This window comes from Gabonibacter chumensis (assembly GCF_024741215.1).
In the GTDB taxonomy this organism is placed as follows: domain Bacteria; phylum Bacteroidota; class Bacteroidia; order Bacteroidales; family Marinifilaceae; genus Gabonibacter; species Gabonibacter massiliensis.
Window position 1 is genome coordinate 1,106,798 of record NZ_JANSKB010000001.1, and the last position, 15,617, is coordinate 1,122,414.

The window sequence follows — 15,617 nt, forward strand, 5'->3', positions numbered from 1 at the left end:
TATTTATCTGGATTTTATTTTCATCTTTTCGCGTAGGTGCAAGTTTAATAAAAATTTATCAGGATAATTCTCGAAATCGTTTTAAATTTGAAGCGAGAATGACTAAAATAATTTAATTTTAAATTATAGATTCTGTTAAGGTGTCAATGCGACCAATAGGAAGATGTTCGGGGAAAGCTTCTCTTTCTTTTGTAGGCCGTAGAAATTTGTTTACTTTTGTCTGAACGTTAAAACGATATTTCGTGAATATAGAGTGGTTTATTGCACGCAGGTTATTAAAAGGAGACGCGGAGAAATCCGTGTCCGTTCCCATCGTTAAGATCGCGATCGGCGGGATTGCCTTGGGGCTGTGCGTGATGTTGCTTTCTGTATTTATCATCATCGGCTTCAAGCATGAAATAACGTGGAAATTATCCGGTTTTACGTCGCATTTGAATATCGTGCCTTATGAAACGTCGAACGGGGCGATTTTGCGGGCTGATTCCCTGATGGCAAGATTGAAGCGGATGGACGGGGTAAAAGAGGTGTACGGTTATATCGAGAAACCCGCGATATTGAAAAGCAAATCGGAAATTCACGGAGTGGTCTTGAAAGGTGTGGATTCTACCTACGACCAAGTTTTTTTTCAACGGAATTTGAAAGAGGGTAAAATGCCTGATTTTTCAACGTCTAAAGCTTCTGAGGAAATATTGATCTCGGCTTTTGTCGCGGATTATTTGAACGTGAGCGCGGGGGATAAGATTATCGCTCATTTTGTGCAGGAACCTCCTCGCGCGAGGGCTTTTAGGGTGTCGGGAATTTATGATACCGGGTTCAAGGAATACGACGACGTATCGGTATTGGCGGATCGGAGGCATCTTGCTAAATTGAATGGCTGGGAGCCGGGACAGTTGGGGGGAGTTGCGGTGGAGTTATTCGATGTGGAGAGGGTAAACGAGTATGGGGACCGGGTGGACGATTTGCTTTATGATATGAACGAGAGTTGTGAGGTGAAAACATTAGGAGATATTGCACCGCAGATATTCGATTGGCTGAACCTGTTGAATGTGAATGTTTGGGTTATTTTGGTTCTGCTCGTGACCGTGGCGGGGTTTAATATGGTGTCCGGCTTGTTGATTTTGATTTTGGATAAGACAACCTTAATCGGCATATTGAAAGCTCTCGGTTGTAAAAATATATCCTTGAGGCGTTTATTTTTATACATTTCTGCCGGATTGATCGTGAAAGGTATGATTTGGGGAAATTTGCTGGCTTTTTTATTGGCGGGCATACAATATTATTTTGAAGTGGTGAAATTGGATCCGGTCACGTACTACATGAGTACCGTGCCGATCTATTTTAACGGATGGTATATCTTGTTTTTGAATATAGGTGTAATTGTGGTAACATTGCTTATGCTGGTTGTGCCGACGATGCTGATATCTAAGATTAATCCGATAAAATCAATCCGGTTCGAATGAAAATAGAAAGTTGGGATACGTATTTGGGAAAATGGAAAGAGTTTATTTATATCCATAAACACGGTTTGATGGGGACTCTTATTTTCCATTTGTTGCTGGCGATCGGGCTGTTGAGCATGGGAATATCTAAAATGAACGTGCATAAGGAGGTCGAGATTGTACTGGAGATGCCGGAACCGGAAGTCGTTCAACAGATGATAGAAGAGAAAAAAGAGCTCGTTCGTCAACGGGCTAATGATGAAGTGGAGGAGATGTTGCGTTCGATTGCCGTAAACGAGGACGTGAAAAATGAAAAGCGATCCGATAGCGATCCGGTAGAAAACGTGCAGGAGTATATCAAAGAGATACAGGAGGAGTTGAAAGGAAGCTACGGTAATCGTTATCGGGCTAAAAAAGATAAACATTATAAGACGGATAGCTTGCAACACGCGAAAGACGAACGACAACGAAAATTGGATTCCTTGCAATCGATCGTTTACGTGGGAAAGAGCAGTGTTTCGTATAAGTTGGAAAAACGATATAAAGTTTTTTTACCCATACCCATTTTTAAATGCGAATACGGGGGAAAGGTGGTTGTGGCTATTGTCGTAAACCGAAAGGGACGCGTGGTGAAGGCGGAAATCATAGACAAGGAGTCTAAACAAGATGATTGCCTGAGGGAAGTGGCAGCGGATGCTGCCTTGCGCTCCCGGTTTAATCAAGATGACAAAGCTCCTGAACATCAGTCGGGAACAATCACGTATAATTTTGTAAAACAATAGTACGGATAAAACCAAAAGGAAACCGGAGGGGAAGAAATAAAAATGTGATTTAACAAGATAAAGTATGACTCTCGTTTCCTATTTTTCAGCTTTCGTGGATCTGTTTTATCCCCGGATGTGCGAAGTTTGTAAAGAGGTGTTGGTTACAGGGGAAAAACATATTTGCTCCGCGTGTCTGTATGATTTCCCGTACAGTTACGGTTTGCATGACGATCTGTTTCTGCAATTCGATCAGGTATGCCGGATGAAATCGGTCTACTCTTTGTTTTATTATAGTCGATACAGTGACTATCGAAATTTGATTTTTGCCGTAAAATATCGTTCCAAGCGAAAGGTCGGGTGTTTTCTGGGAGCCATGCTGGGAGAACGAATCGTCGGAGGAGAGGAGTTCGACGGGATTATTCCTTTACCTCTTCATCCGAAACGGGAAAAGAGGCGAGGTTTCAATCAGGCCAGGGAGATCGCGGTCGGAATCGCGGAGGTGTTACAAGTACCCGTGATGGATCATGTTGTTTCCCGGGTTGTCAATAATCCCTCCCAAACGGGGTTGACGGTTGAGCAACGGGCTGAAAACGTGAAACGGATTTTCCGGTTGAACGAAGTTGCCCTGTTGTGCGGGAAGCATATTTTAGTAGTCGATGATGTGATCACGACAGGATCAACCTTAACCTCGTTTCTTAAAGTATTAAATGAAATTCCCGGTTTGACGGTAAGTGTGGCCTGTCTTGCCGTGGCAAAGGAGTAATTGTGTTAATTTTTTATATTTATTGTTTTGATTTCTGGATTTAATTTTTTATTTTTGAACAACTGATAAACCAAAGGGGGGATAAAAATTGTTTTCTGGTCATCTCATCTATTTTTTATTGTCCGTGGATGCAAGTTTTTCTCTCCTGATAAATTAAAAAACATGCGGGTGGCATCCTGATTCGCGAATGCATACGCGTGCGATAGGGACAGCGAGCCCCGTGCGGATCGTGTTCATTGATGTTTATTATTAGGGGATGTAAAATAGAAATATAATATGGAATCTTATTTTATTAATCTAAATTTTGCAGCCATGAGAACGATGATTTTGAAAGCAACTTGTATCTTATTTTTCCTTTCCGTTTTCGGTCTTTATACTTTAGCGAATAATGCGGTGGAGAAGAAAGGTGTAATCGTGGTGGAGGTGATGGATAGTAATTTGAAATTTCCGATATCTGGAGCGGAAGTGAAGCTCTATGAACATACGGATAAGGGTTGGGTTGAGGTCGGTAAAATGACGACCGGGCGGGGCGGCGAGGTTGTGTTCGCTAATTTGAAGGTAGGAGGTAAATACAAGGTGGAAGTCTCTAATGCCGGTTATAATTCGCAGGCTCATGAATTCTTGCGATTAAGTGAAAAGGAGAATGTCTATTTCTTTTTGACCGAAAAAAGTAACGAGTTCTGTTTGGGAAATTTGATTGTTTTATCTATTTTTTAAAGAGACTTGGTGGGGTGCTCGGTGGGAGCATATCGTGAGTAGTACTGGAGGGGGGAAAGAGTGGGATATCTTCTGTTTTCTTAAATAGAAATACCATGTCGTAAAAAAAGCGATTAATTTTAAGGTTTATAGGAATGGAGGAAAGGTAGTCCGAACTTTTTTATAAATTTGTAGAATTAATTTTAGGAGGATTATGAGTAAGTTTTTTTGGAATGCTTTTTGTTTTGCGGCTATTGGCGTGTCGTTGATCATATATGCTTGTGCTAACAGGGGTTATCCGGAAGGTGGAATAAAGGATGAAATTCCTCCCAAGGTGATTAAAGAAGAACCTGCCTCTTTTACTGTCGATTTTAATGCGAAGCGGGTAAGTATTTACTTCGATGAATTTGTACAATTGAAGGAGATCAATAACAAGTTTGTAATGTCTCCCCCTGCTAAAAAGAATCCAAAGGTTAGTTTACGCGGAAAGTATATCGTTGTGGATCTGAGTGCCGACACGCTGAAGCCGAATACTACTTATACATTGGACTTTGCAGACGCCATCGTGGATAATAATGAAGGAAACCCGTTAGGGTATTATCGTTATGTTTTTTCCACGGGTAGTACCATTGATTCTATGGAATTAAGCGGGAAGGTAATTGATGCTCAGACTCAGTTGCCTTTGCTCAATGCCATGGTGTTGTTTTATGAAAACCATGCCGATTCCGCGGCTATATTGGAATTACCCAGTTACCTGGCGCGTACGGATAGCGCCGGAATGTTCCGGGTAACGAATATAAAGGATGCCGTGTACCGGGTGTTGGCTATCGAGGATGCCAATCGGGATAATAAATTTACGCCTGAGAATGACCGGGTCGCTTTCGTGGATACATTGGTAAGACCCGTGATGAGCCGGGTGATGAGATGGGATACGATACGGCCCGATACGACCAAAATAGAAGTAAGGCATTCGAGAAAAGGCGAGCTGAGTGTTAAGCCGTTGACCAGGGATACGGTCGTGCAACGGGAATACATATTGTATGGCCCTTCTAATTTGTTTATGAGCATGTTCGAGGAGGAACCTACCCAATTGTATTTGGATAACGAACTTCGGGAGGAACGGGAGCGATTGGAGTTTTTGTTTAGTATTCCGGGGGATAATCGGTTAAAAGCTAAATTATTGGGTTTGCATTTGCTGGATGGTGTGGATGAGGATTGGTATATTACGGAACGTTCGGCAGGTAACGATACCTTAAAGTTATGGATAAAGGATTCCTCTGTTTATAAAATCGATTCATTGGTGGTGGAGTTGACCTACATGAGGACGGATTCTTTGCGTCGTATGGCCTGGACAAAGGATACGGTCAAATTGAACTATAAGGATAAGGTATTATCCAAGAAAAAGAAGAAAAAAGACGATGAAGAGGAAGATAAACCGGAGTTGAAATTTATAGAATTTACTTCGAATATAGCTCCGGTCTTTGATTTGAACCGAAATATCGTGTTGGATTTTGATAAGCCGATTCGGCCTTCCGAAATGGAGAAAATAAAACTTTTTGAGAAAGTGGATTCGAATTGGGTGGCTATTCCTTTTGAGGTAAGACAGGATAGTTTAAAAATCCGTCGGTTTTACTTGGATCATAAGTGGAAGCCGGAGACGGAATATCAGCTGACAATCGATTCCATGGCCATGCATAACATGTATGGATTGTATAACAAAAAAGTTGAAAAGACGTTTAAGACAAAAGCAGAAGAGGATTATGGAAAGATCTTTTTGAATGTTACGGGAGTTGAGATGCCTGTCGTTGTACAACTTTATCAAGGAAGCGATAAAGATTTGAAGATATTGCAGGAGAAGCAGGTCTTTGAAGATGGTAGAGTGACGTTCGATTATTTGAACGAGGGGACCTATATGATTCGGGCGATCATGGATAGAAATGGAAATGGAAAATGGGATACCGGAAATTATTTAAAGCGAATTCAGCCTGAGGAGATAAAATATTTCCCCTTGGACTTTAAGATAAAACGGAATTTTGACGTGGAGCAGGAGTTCGATGTAAAGAAGACCTACGTGAGGGAGGACCCGAGCAAGAAGAACAACGAAGATGAAAAAAATAACAAGAGAGGTAGGAACAGATAAATGAAGACAACATTATTGATCGGTGTATTATTCTTTAGTTTGTCTCTTTTTTCACAGGAGAAGGATAAGCCATTGGAAAAACTGACTTATACCGGGTATTATAATTGGGGGTTCGTATGGATCAAGGCCGGTTCTGTCGAGTTTACTCTGACTCCTTCCGATAAGTATCCCAATGCCCAGCGACTGTTTGCCGTGGGAAGTTCCAATCCTTCTTGGGATTGGGTTTTCAAATTACGGGATACGTTGATTTCTTATCACGATAGTCTTACTTTTATGCCCTATGAATTTTCGAGGAAGGCGCATGAAGGAAATTACCATAAAACATTCGATTATGTTTGGAATTATGACAATGATGTTATCTATTCGGAGATAGAACGGATCGGAAAATATGTCCGGAAGGATACGATCCCCTTACAGGAAGGAACCTATGATATGCTTTCCGTGGCTTGGTTAGCCCGTAACTTGGATTTTGCGAAGTATAAAAAAAACGACATGATCCCGATACGTATTTTGATCGATGAAAAAATTTATGAACTTTATGTGCGCTATTTGGGACGGGATAAGGTAAAGACAGGAAAGGGAAAGCGGTCGTGTCATGTTTTTTCTCCTTTGTTGGTGGAAGGAGAAGTATTTAAAGGGGGAGAAAATATGAAAATTTGGGTGAGTGACGATGAGTATCGGGTACCGGTAATGGTAGAGGCGAAGATTTTGGTCGGTTCGGTGAAAGGGATTTTAGATGAAGCGAATAGTGTTTATTGGTAACTGGCGTTTTTTGTTTTGGAAGAATCGGAAATTAACAATTTGACATATGAAGAAATTTATAATTATTCTGGTATCCGTCGTACTTTTTGCAAGTTGTAAAAACGCGATGAAGAACATGTCTCCAGCGGTCTCCGGAAAGGTAAACGAGATCTTGGTGATAGCTGATAAAAACGTTTGGGATGGACAGGTCGGGGATTCCATTCGCGCATGGTTTCAACAGGATCAGGAAGGATTACCGCAAGTAGAACCGCTTTTTGATATGCTGAATTTGCCGGAATTGCATTTTGATAAAAATATAAAGGGACATCGTAATATCCTGAAAGTAGAGATTTCTCCTTCTATTGATTCTGCTTCTATTCAATATATGAATAGTCCGTGGGCCAAAAGTCAGGTGTATTTTAAAATAAAAGCTCCTAATAATAAGGAGTTCATGGATATTTTTGAAGCGAATAAGAGAAGAATGTTAGGGGTATATACGAAGGCGGAAAAGGATCGGCTGGTTTCTATTTACAAGCGGACGGCCGATTCCCGTATATTCAATCTTTTTAAAAAGAAGTACGATATTTTATTGTATTGCCCTACCGGATACTATGTCAATAAGGATACTACCGGATTTGTCTGGATATCCAGCGAGACGACCCGGGATAGTAAGGGGATTTGTTTCTTTACCGAGGAGTATAGAGATCAGAATCAGTTCAACGACCGTGTGATTATCGAAACGGTAAATGAAAAATTGAAGCAATTTATACCCGGTCCCCTGAAAGGTTCTTATATGGCAATTGATACGGATATACGCTATACCGCGGTGCAATACGATTATCAGGGGAATTACGCGATAATGATTCGGGGGTTGTGGACTGTGATAAATGATTTTATGGCAGGGCCTTTCGTGTTAAATGTTGTTTTGGATCAGGAGCATAACCGCATAATCTATCTGATGGGGTATGTATATTATCCTAATGAGAATAAGCGGAATATGGTTAAACAGGTTGAAGCCATTCTGAATACGATGGAGATTAACTACGAAGAACCGAAAAAAGAGAAATAAGCACATGAAATTTTTGATTATGTTGTTAATAATAGCATCCGTCGGTACGGATGCTATTTGCGTAAATATTCGAAACGGGATAGAGCGGTATGAACTCTATCGCGAAACATTAGAAGGAAAGCGGGTAGGGATCGTGGCCAATCACACTTCCATGGTAAAAGAACAACATAGTGTTGACTTTTTGCGGGATAAAGGGGTTGAATTGGTTCGGATCTTTTCGCCGGAACACGGTTTTCGGGGGGAGGCGGAAGCGGGTCGACTGACGGGGGATTATACGGATGCTAAAAGTCATTTGAAGGTTATATCGTTATATGGTAAAAAGAAAAAACCTACCGCAAAAGATCTGCAAGGAATAGATTTGATGGTATTTGACATTCAGGACGTAGGTGTCCGTTTTTATACTTATATCTCTACGCTTCATTACGTTATGGAGGCTTGTGCCGAGAATGGAATACCTTTGCTCGTAATGGATCGGCCGAACCCGAATGCTTTTTACGTGGATGGCCCGGTATTGCAAGAGCCGTATGCTTCTTTCGTGGGTATGCATCCGGTTCCTGTCGTGTACGGGATGACGATAGGGGAGTATGCGCTTATGATTAATGGGGAGGGATGGTTGAACGGAAAACGAAATTGTCGGTTGACGGTTGTGCCTTGTGAAAACTGGAACCGGGAAGAGGCGGTGGATCTATCGCGAAAACCTTCTCCGAATTTGCCGGATTCTGTTTCTGTTATCTTGTATCCTTCGATCTGTTTTTTTGAAGGTACGGTTGTAAATGAGGGTAGGGGAACTCTGACCCCTTTTCAGGTTTTCGGGCATCCGGATTTGAAAAACATGTCATATTCTTATATTCCTCGCTCCATAAAAGGAATGAGTGAATCTCCTAAGTGTGAAGGACAATTGTGTTATGGTATGGATTTGAGAAATGAGTATCGTACTATTTGGGAACAAAAAAGGATCAATTTGGCTTGGTTGTTGTTAGCCTACCGGAATTACGAAGGAGAAGAGTCTTTTTTTACGTCGTTTTTTGATAAATTGGCAGGAAACGATTCGCTCCGAAAAGCGATATTATCGGGAGAGAGCGAAGAGGAGATTCGGGATTCTTGGCAGACGGATTTGCAAGCATTCCGTGAGATACGGGTAAAATATTTACTTTATAGATGATTGAAATAGTTGTAAAGGTCATTGTAAATTAAGTTAGTGGAAGGTTATGAAAGAGAAAAAGAGAAAGAGTATCGTATGGCGTTTGGTAAAATGGACGGTTATTACCTTGTTTTCTTTGTTGATATTAGTAAGTATCGGAGTAGGTATACTTATTCATTTTATTTTCACTCCGCAAAAATTGACTCCTGTTGTCGAGAGGATTGCTAATGACATGTTAAACGCGAAGGTACATTTCGATTCGATCGAACTTACTTTTTTCTCTACGTTTCCCAATTTTGGTTTGGATGTTCGGCATGGAGAGGTGGTAACGAAGGTTTTTCAAGATAGTGTATCGATGTATGTCTCTACCGATTCGTTGATGAGCTTCCAACGTTGTTTGATGACGGTAGATCCTATGGCTTATCTGTCTCGTAAGGATGTTGTGATAAAAGAGCTATTGATCGAGAAACCCCGGATATACGCTTACGTGAATGAAGAGGGAGTGCCCGGTTGGGATGTAATGAAAATAGCGAATACTGATTCTTTACCGGAAGTGACTCCCGATACCTCTTCCGTGAAGACGATAAATTCCATTGATATAAAGAACGTGCGTATTAAGGAAGGTATGTTGATATTCGACGATCGGGCGAATCAGGTATACGCGAGGATGGAGAATCTCGGGGTCGGAATAGACGGCGCCTTTGCCCGCCGTAAGTCTCGTCTGGATGTCGAGATACAAATGGAGAACCTTTTGTTCTGGCAACAGGGAGAACTGTTGGTCAAAAACGTTACTTTGGGTCTCAAGAGCGGAATGAGTATTGACAGGGATTCATTGTTGTACACGTTGGATCGGGCTGTTATGAATATCAACGGATTGAAGTTCGGTTTGGGAGGTGAGTGCCGGGGAGATTCCGTTACCCGCACGTTAGATGTGGATATGAAATTCGGTATGCAGGTTCCTTCTCTGAAAACGGTACTGGATCTGGTCCCTCCCGCGATCTTAAAGCGGGATAAAAAAGCGGAGGTCGAAGGAAGCGTGTTATGCAACGGAACGATAAAGGGAATATACGGGAAGGATCGGATTCCTATTATTACGAGCCGTATAAGAATTAATGATGGAGCGGTTCGTTACGAGGGAATGCCTTATGCCTTAGAGAAGTTGGAGTTAGATGTGGAGGGGCAGGTGGATTTGCAACGTCAGCAACCTTCGTATGTCAAAGTGAGCCGGCTCTATTTGAAAGGTGCTTCCACTGAAGTGGATTTGAGCGCGGAGATACAGGACTTGATTACGGCGCCCCGGTTGCTGTCGAACATAAATGCCGTGGTCGATTTTACTTCTTTGACTCAGATATTTCCGTTGGAGGAAGGAGTCTCTATGAAAGGAGAATTGAATTCGGTATTGAAGGTGAATATACTGTTGTCGGATATAAAGTCCGCAAATTACGGAAGAATGGATATTCGGGGAGGATGCCGCTTGAAGGATGTGGTGTTGAAGAGTGAGAGGGATAGTTTTCTGTTCCGTTCGAAATCCATCGGGTTGGGTTTCGGTACGAACATGAAAGACGATACGATATGGCAGGGAAAAAATCTGCTTAACGGTATCTTCGGTTTTGATAGCGTGGACATCAATATGAAAGAGCGGTTGGTGTTTCATATGGATACTTCTTACGTGCACGTGAAAACCTCTCCCTTGCGAGATACGACGGCGGTAGCTTCCATGTCCGCGAACATACGTTTCGGTCGGATCAGACTTACGGTGGATGATACGCTTTCCCTGATGATGGGTAACAGCAAGGCGAAGCTCTCTTTAGGTCCTTCTCCGTCGGATAAAAAGGTCCCTCAGGCAAAGGCGAGTGTGGAGATGGATAGTTTGCGAATTCGGGCGTTAGGCAATCGGTTGAGGATGGAGAAGGCCGGTTTCGATTTGACGAGCGTTATGAATAAAGAGGATAAGCGGATCTGGAAGACTTCCGGTGTAATCGGTTTTCGAAATTTAGGCGTGTATACGCCCATGTTTCCGTTACGGATGAGGATGCCCGCTACGAAAATCACTCTGGCTCCCGGTCGTATCGAATTGAATGGAGCCCAATTGAGAATAGGACATTCGGATGTTTTGCTGACAGGAGCCGTCTATAATCTTGCCGATGCTTTTTTGCATAAAGGTGAATTAAAGGCTGAGCTGGCCGTACGATCAAAAATGATAGACTGTAATCAATTGATGAAAGCGATGGAGGTCGGAGAGGCGAATCGATCTAAAATCTGGGGGATAAACGAGGAAGAGATGAGTGAGGAGGAGTTGGAGGAGTTGGATCTTTCGGCCGATTCTACTTACGTGGCTGATAGTACGATGGCTGTTTTTGTCGTTCCTCCCGGTATCGATTTTAAGTTCGAAACGCAGATCAATAAGGTTTTGTATGGTAAATTGGAGTTGGACAGTATCCATGGAGAGATGATCATGCGCAATCAGTGTATTGAATTGTCCGACCTGAGTTTGCGTTCTATGGCGGCTGATATGAAGACGACGATGTTGTATAAAGCTTCCACTCCGGAACGGGCTTATGCCGGTTTTGATTTGCGGATGGATGATATTCATGTCGCTTCGTTGATTAACTTCATGCCTTCTCTGGATACCTTATTCCCGATGTTGCGATCTTTCGAGGGAATGGTTGATTTTCATATTGCGGCGGAAGCGGATTTGGACTCCACGATGATGATCGATCTGCCTACTTTGCGTGCAGCGGCTTATTTGGACGGGAAGGATTTGGTGTTGTTGGATGGTGAAACTTTTGCCGAAATATCCAAAATGTTGATGTTTAAGAATAAAAATCGGAATATGATCGATAGTGTTTCGGTCGATTTTTTGATTAAGAACGGGGTCATAGAGATATTCCCTTTTATGATAGAGATGGACCGATATAAAGTGGCTGTCGGAGGGGAGCATCATATTGACATGACTTTTAAATATCATGTTTCTCTATTGAAATCTCCCATACCTTTCAGAGCGGGGGTCGATATTTCCGGTTCTTTGGAAAAGATGAAGTTCCGGATTACGAAAGCGAAGTACAAAGATATTTTTATTCCTTCACGAAGGGCGAAAGTGGACAGTACGCAACTTAACCTGCGTAAACAGATCCGGCAATTGCTGCAATCCGTCAAACAGGCGGCTGACGAATAAACTTGTTGTTAAGGGAGTCGTTCGATCTTAATAAAGGCTCTGTCGTCGAAGGAATTATTCCCTTTTTTCAGTCCTTTGGTGGACTTGAAGAGATGGTAGCATAGCGGGTCGTTCTTCAGGATATATTCCAGGTATGCTTCCGATTCGGATAAGGAGGGAAAGAGTTTGGGGTAGCCGTCTGTGGCCAAAATCAAGTATGGGGAGTCCGAACCGGTCAGAGAGATGTTTTCCACTTGCGTGGGAGCAATGGGAGAACCGTCCAGAACACCATAAGAATACATGCTATCGGGGAAATGGTTTTGAAACAGGGTTTGCTCTTTTAAGTATTCGAGAATCTTTTCGCGTCCTCTATCTTTAATCAGTAGCTCTTCCGTACTCATGCCTTGCCTGATGCAACTTTCTGTTATGAAAGCTCTTAAGTCGGAAAGGATCGTATCGATGATTTTAGTTTTTCTGAAAAAGGTATTATCAATGATGGCCTGACAATCTCCGACAGACCATACTTCGTTATGGTGATCCGAATAGATGATGAGGGAGGCGTTGAGTTTATCTACCGGATGTTTTTCCATGTGGTCCGTCATGCCGACTCCGGCGTAGAAAGAGTGAAATTGCTTATTAATTTCAGAAATAAAAGAAGGGAGTGTGATATCGTTCGGCATGGAACGAACGACTTTTTCGATCAATTCTCCGGCAATCACGCCCTGGGTTTTAGAGTCGAAATCGATATCGGATTTACTGGTTGCACCATCGATCAAACACGCGAAATGATCGGTGACGACTATTCTGTCTTCACATTTTGAGATATCCCGTGATTTCCCAAGGATAAATTTTTCGATTACTTTAAAACTCATATTCCTTAATCTTTTTAATACAAACGGGGAATCCGTCCAATACGTCGCATTCGACTAAAAGTACAATGTTTTTTTTGCCTTTCGATATTATTTTTTGTGAGTTGACGTGTATCTCGGTAAAATAATTGGCAGCGGCAATTGTGCCATAGGTATGACATCCCGTGAACAGGCAGAAGGTACTTTTTGAGGCCGGGGAAGAGAACGGATTGATACCCCGGATAACTACCCCGTAGTCTTTGATGACTTTTTGATCTTCTTCTATACCGTTGTATTCCTCTACCCCCTGATCGGTTTTCCAAGAGATCGTATTTTCTGTTTGATAAACGATATCTTTTGCCTCCCGGAACTTATCCAAAAACAGTTTGGAGATGATGTTGTTTTTGGGACCGCCTAAGATAATGATGTCTTTTTCTATTTTCTTTTGAACCTGATCGTCGGAGAAAAGGATATTGTCTATTTTGATATTATAGGCTTTACTTAAGGATTCGACAGCGTGTCCCAATGCCCTGACTTGTCCGATACCGGTCGCCGGTCTGAGGTATTTTCCCGTGTTCGTTTTGGTGGATGTTGCCGTACAAATAATCAGCTCTTGCGGATGCGAGATCCGCCAGAGTTTTTTAACCGGTCTGACGGTGTTGACCGTACGATATACCCAGGAAGCAAGGCTTCCCAAAAAAACAAATGCAATGCTTGAACCGAAGTTGACCAAAAAATCTTCTATCATTACGCGTCGGTTTTATGATACAAGATCACGTTTTATGCCCCGTGTTTATAAACCATCATAGTAAAATTTTCCGAATTCACTGATAATGGTAAGCTCATTCTTTTCACTGTCGTAACAACGTCCTACGATTTGCGCGTCGATATTGAAACGTTGGGAAATAGCGATGATTTCATCCGCAATCTCTTCATTTACATATATTTCCATCCGGTGACCCATGTTGAATACCTTGTACATCTCCTCCCATGGCGTGCCGGATTGTTCCTGTATCAATTTGAATAGAGGCGGAACGGGGAAAAGATGATCTTTTACGATATGCATTTTTTCGACAAAGTTCATCACTTTGGTCTGGGCTCCGCCGGAACAATGCACCATGCCGTGTATCTCTTTCCGGTATCTATCCAATACCTGCTTTATGACCGGAATATAAGTCCGCGTCGGGGATAATACCAGTTTTCCGGCATCTATTCCTAATTCCGCTATTTTATCCGTTAGTTTGCATTTCCCGGCGTATACCAGCTCTTCGGGAACGGCATTGTCATAACTTTCAGGGTACTTGACGGCCAGGTATTTGGCAAAAACATCGTGTCGGGCGGAAGTAAGTCCGTTAGACCCCATACCGCCATTGTACTCGCTTTCGTAAGTCGCTTGGCCGTAAGAGGAGAGGCCTATAATGACATCTCCGGCTTTTATCCGGTCATTCGAAATAACATCTTTCCGCTTCATCCGGCAGGTAACCGTGGAATCCACGATGATAGTCCGTACGAGATCTCCCACATCGGCGGTCTCTCCCCCCGTGGAGTAAATATTTACTCCTAATTTTCGGTACTCTTCGATTAATTCTTCCGTTCCGTTGATGATAGCGGCGATGACTTCACCGGGGATCCGGTTTTTATTTCTTCCGATGGTAGAGGATAACAAGATATTGTCCACGGCTCCAACGCAGAGAAGATCATCGATATTCATGATTAAAGCATCCTGCGCGATACCTTTCCATACCGAAATATCTCCGGTCTCCTTCCAATAGAGGTAAGCCAAAGAGGATTTCGTACCGGCTCCGTCCGCGTGCATGATATTGCAATAGCTTTTTAAACCGCCTAAATAGTCGGGGACAATTTTACAGAATGCCTTTGGAAATAGGCCTTTATCCAAATTTTTGATAGCATTATGGACATCTTCCTTAGAAGCTGAAACTCCCCTCTTATTGTATCTTTCGTCTTTTCTCATAACGGACAGAATCGATAATTTGTGATGTTAATGATATTATTGTCAGGAAATTAATTCTCCTTGCTTGCACGTGCGTACACTCTTTTTGTCTTTTGCAAAGTTAGGATAATTTTCAATAATAATCGAAACTATGTTTAGAATTTACTCGGTGGATACTTCCGGGAATTGCTCTTAATTTAAGGCTCTTCGTTCCAATAATTCCGTAAAATGATCTTTATATGAATCCGATACGGGAATATAGAGTTTACCGAAAACGATCCGATTGCGTTCGATCGTTTTGATCTTGTTTATATTGACGATATAAGAGCGATGTACCCGGATAAAAGTATCGGAGGGAAGGTATTCTTCGATTGTTTTCATGCTCATCAGGGTAAGAATACTTTTTTCCGAATCGTCGGTTTGTATTTTAATGTAGTCTTTCACTCCCTCGATGTACAAAATGTGTTGTAGTTCTATTTGGATGAGTTTATAGTCGCTTTTTACAAATATACTTTCCGGATTTTTGCGGGGTGCGGAGCCTCGTGTCATTTCATACCAGTGCAATGCTTTCGTGGCGGCTTTAAAAAATTCGGCATAGTTGAAAGGTTTTAACAGGTAATCCAACGCATCGACCTTGAAGCCTTCTATGGCATATTGCTCGAAGGCGGTAGTGAAAATGACTTTTGTTTTATTTCCGATCATACGGGAGAGTTCCAGGCCGTTCAAGTCGGGCATCTGTATATCCAGAAAGGCTACTTCTATCGATTCCTTCTCCAGTAAAGAGATGACATCCAAAGCATTATCGCATCGTCCGACAAGGTGCAGGAAAGGGGTTTTCCGGACATAACTTTCCAACAGATCCAAAGCTAAAGGTTCATCGTCTACGATAATACAATTTAATGTCATATCAG

Annotated in this window: 13 protein-coding genes; 9 read left to right on the top strand and 4 right to left on the bottom strand. The window is 42.2% G+C overall.

Annotation, left to right across the window (positions count from 1 at the left end; genetic code table 11):
- The first annotated feature begins 242 nt into the window (after positions 1 to 242).
- The 9 genes from NVS78_RS04720 (at position 243) to NVS78_RS04760 (ending at position 11,928) form a co-directional block, all read left to right on the top strand.
- Positions 243 to 1,460 carry an ABC transporter permease gene (locus NVS78_RS04720; RefSeq protein ID WP_286358133.1) on the top strand — a complete coding sequence of 406 codons (1,218 nt, stop codon included), beginning with the start codon at positions 243 to 245 and terminating at the stop codon, positions 1,458 to 1,460.
- Positions 1,457 to 2,221, top strand: a complete 765-nt coding sequence (locus NVS78_RS04725; RefSeq protein ID WP_286358134.1) for an energy transducer TonB — start codon at positions 1,457 to 1,459, stop codon at positions 2,219 to 2,221. The genes NVS78_RS04720 and NVS78_RS04725 overlap by 4 nt, the downstream gene beginning before the upstream one ends.
- Positions 2,222 to 2,285: 64 nt before the next feature.
- The gene (locus NVS78_RS04730) at positions 2,286 to 2,966 is read left to right on the top strand and encodes a ComF family protein (protein ID WP_286358135.1); all 681 of its coding nucleotides are present in this window, start codon (positions 2,286 to 2,288) and stop codon (positions 2,964 to 2,966) included.
- A 312-nt stretch (positions 2,967 to 3,278) separates the two neighbouring features.
- Positions 3,279 to 3,683: an MSCRAMM family protein gene (locus NVS78_RS04735; RefSeq protein ID WP_286358136.1), complete on the top strand. Its 405-nt coding sequence runs from the start codon at positions 3,279 to 3,281 to the stop codon at positions 3,681 to 3,683.
- 193 nt (positions 3,684 to 3,876) lie between these two features.
- A complete protein-coding gene (locus NVS78_RS04740; protein ID WP_286358137.1) occupies positions 3,877 to 5,802 on the top strand; it encodes an Ig-like domain-containing protein in 1,926 nt (641 codons plus the stop codon).
- Positions 5,803 to 6,564, top strand: coding sequence for a DUF3108 domain-containing protein (locus tag NVS78_RS04745; protein WP_286358138.1), 762 nt, complete (start codon positions 5,803 to 5,805; stop codon positions 6,562 to 6,564).
- A 46-nt stretch (positions 6,565 to 6,610) separates the two neighbouring features.
- Positions 6,611 to 7,612, top strand: a complete 1,002-nt coding sequence (locus tag NVS78_RS04750) for a DUF4837 family protein (RefSeq protein ID WP_286358139.1) — start codon at positions 6,611 to 6,613, stop codon at positions 7,610 to 7,612.
- A gap of 19 nt (positions 7,613 to 7,631) precedes the next feature.
- Positions 7,632 to 8,774: an exo-beta-N-acetylmuramidase NamZ family protein gene (locus NVS78_RS04755; RefSeq protein WP_286358140.1), complete on the top strand. Its 1,143-nt coding sequence runs from the start codon at positions 7,632 to 7,634 to the stop codon at positions 8,772 to 8,774.
- 46 nt (positions 8,775 to 8,820) lie between these two features.
- Positions 8,821 to 11,928: an AsmA family protein gene (locus tag NVS78_RS04760; RefSeq protein ID WP_286358141.1), complete on the top strand. Its 3,108-nt coding sequence runs from the start codon at positions 8,821 to 8,823 to the stop codon at positions 11,926 to 11,928.
- A gap of 8 nt (positions 11,929 to 11,936) precedes the next feature.
- On the opposite strand, the gene NVS78_RS04765 is transcribed toward NVS78_RS04760, so the two are convergent.
- The 4 genes from NVS78_RS04765 to NVS78_RS04780 form a co-directional block, all read right to left on the bottom strand.
- Positions 11,937 to 12,779 carry a hypothetical protein gene (locus tag NVS78_RS04765; protein ID WP_286358142.1) on the bottom strand — a complete coding sequence of 281 codons (843 nt, stop codon included), beginning with the start codon at positions 12,777 to 12,779 and terminating at the stop codon, positions 11,937 to 11,939.
- Positions 12,769 to 13,503: a hypothetical protein gene (locus tag NVS78_RS04770; RefSeq protein WP_059026494.1), complete on the bottom strand. Its 735-nt coding sequence runs from the start codon at positions 13,501 to 13,503 to the stop codon at positions 12,769 to 12,771. The genes NVS78_RS04765 and NVS78_RS04770 overlap by 11 nt, the downstream gene beginning before the upstream one ends.
- Before the next feature lie 45 nt (positions 13,504 to 13,548).
- Complete coding sequence (locus tag NVS78_RS04775; RefSeq protein WP_286358143.1) at positions 13,549 to 14,727, bottom strand: AIR synthase related protein; 1,179 nt, start codon at positions 14,725 to 14,727, stop codon at positions 13,549 to 13,551.
- A gap of 171 nt (positions 14,728 to 14,898) precedes the next feature.
- Positions 14,899 to 15,612, bottom strand: a complete 714-nt coding sequence (locus NVS78_RS04780; protein ID WP_286358144.1) for a LytR/AlgR family response regulator transcription factor — start codon at positions 15,610 to 15,612, stop codon at positions 14,899 to 14,901.
- Positions 15,613 to 15,617 lie beyond the last annotated feature (5 nt).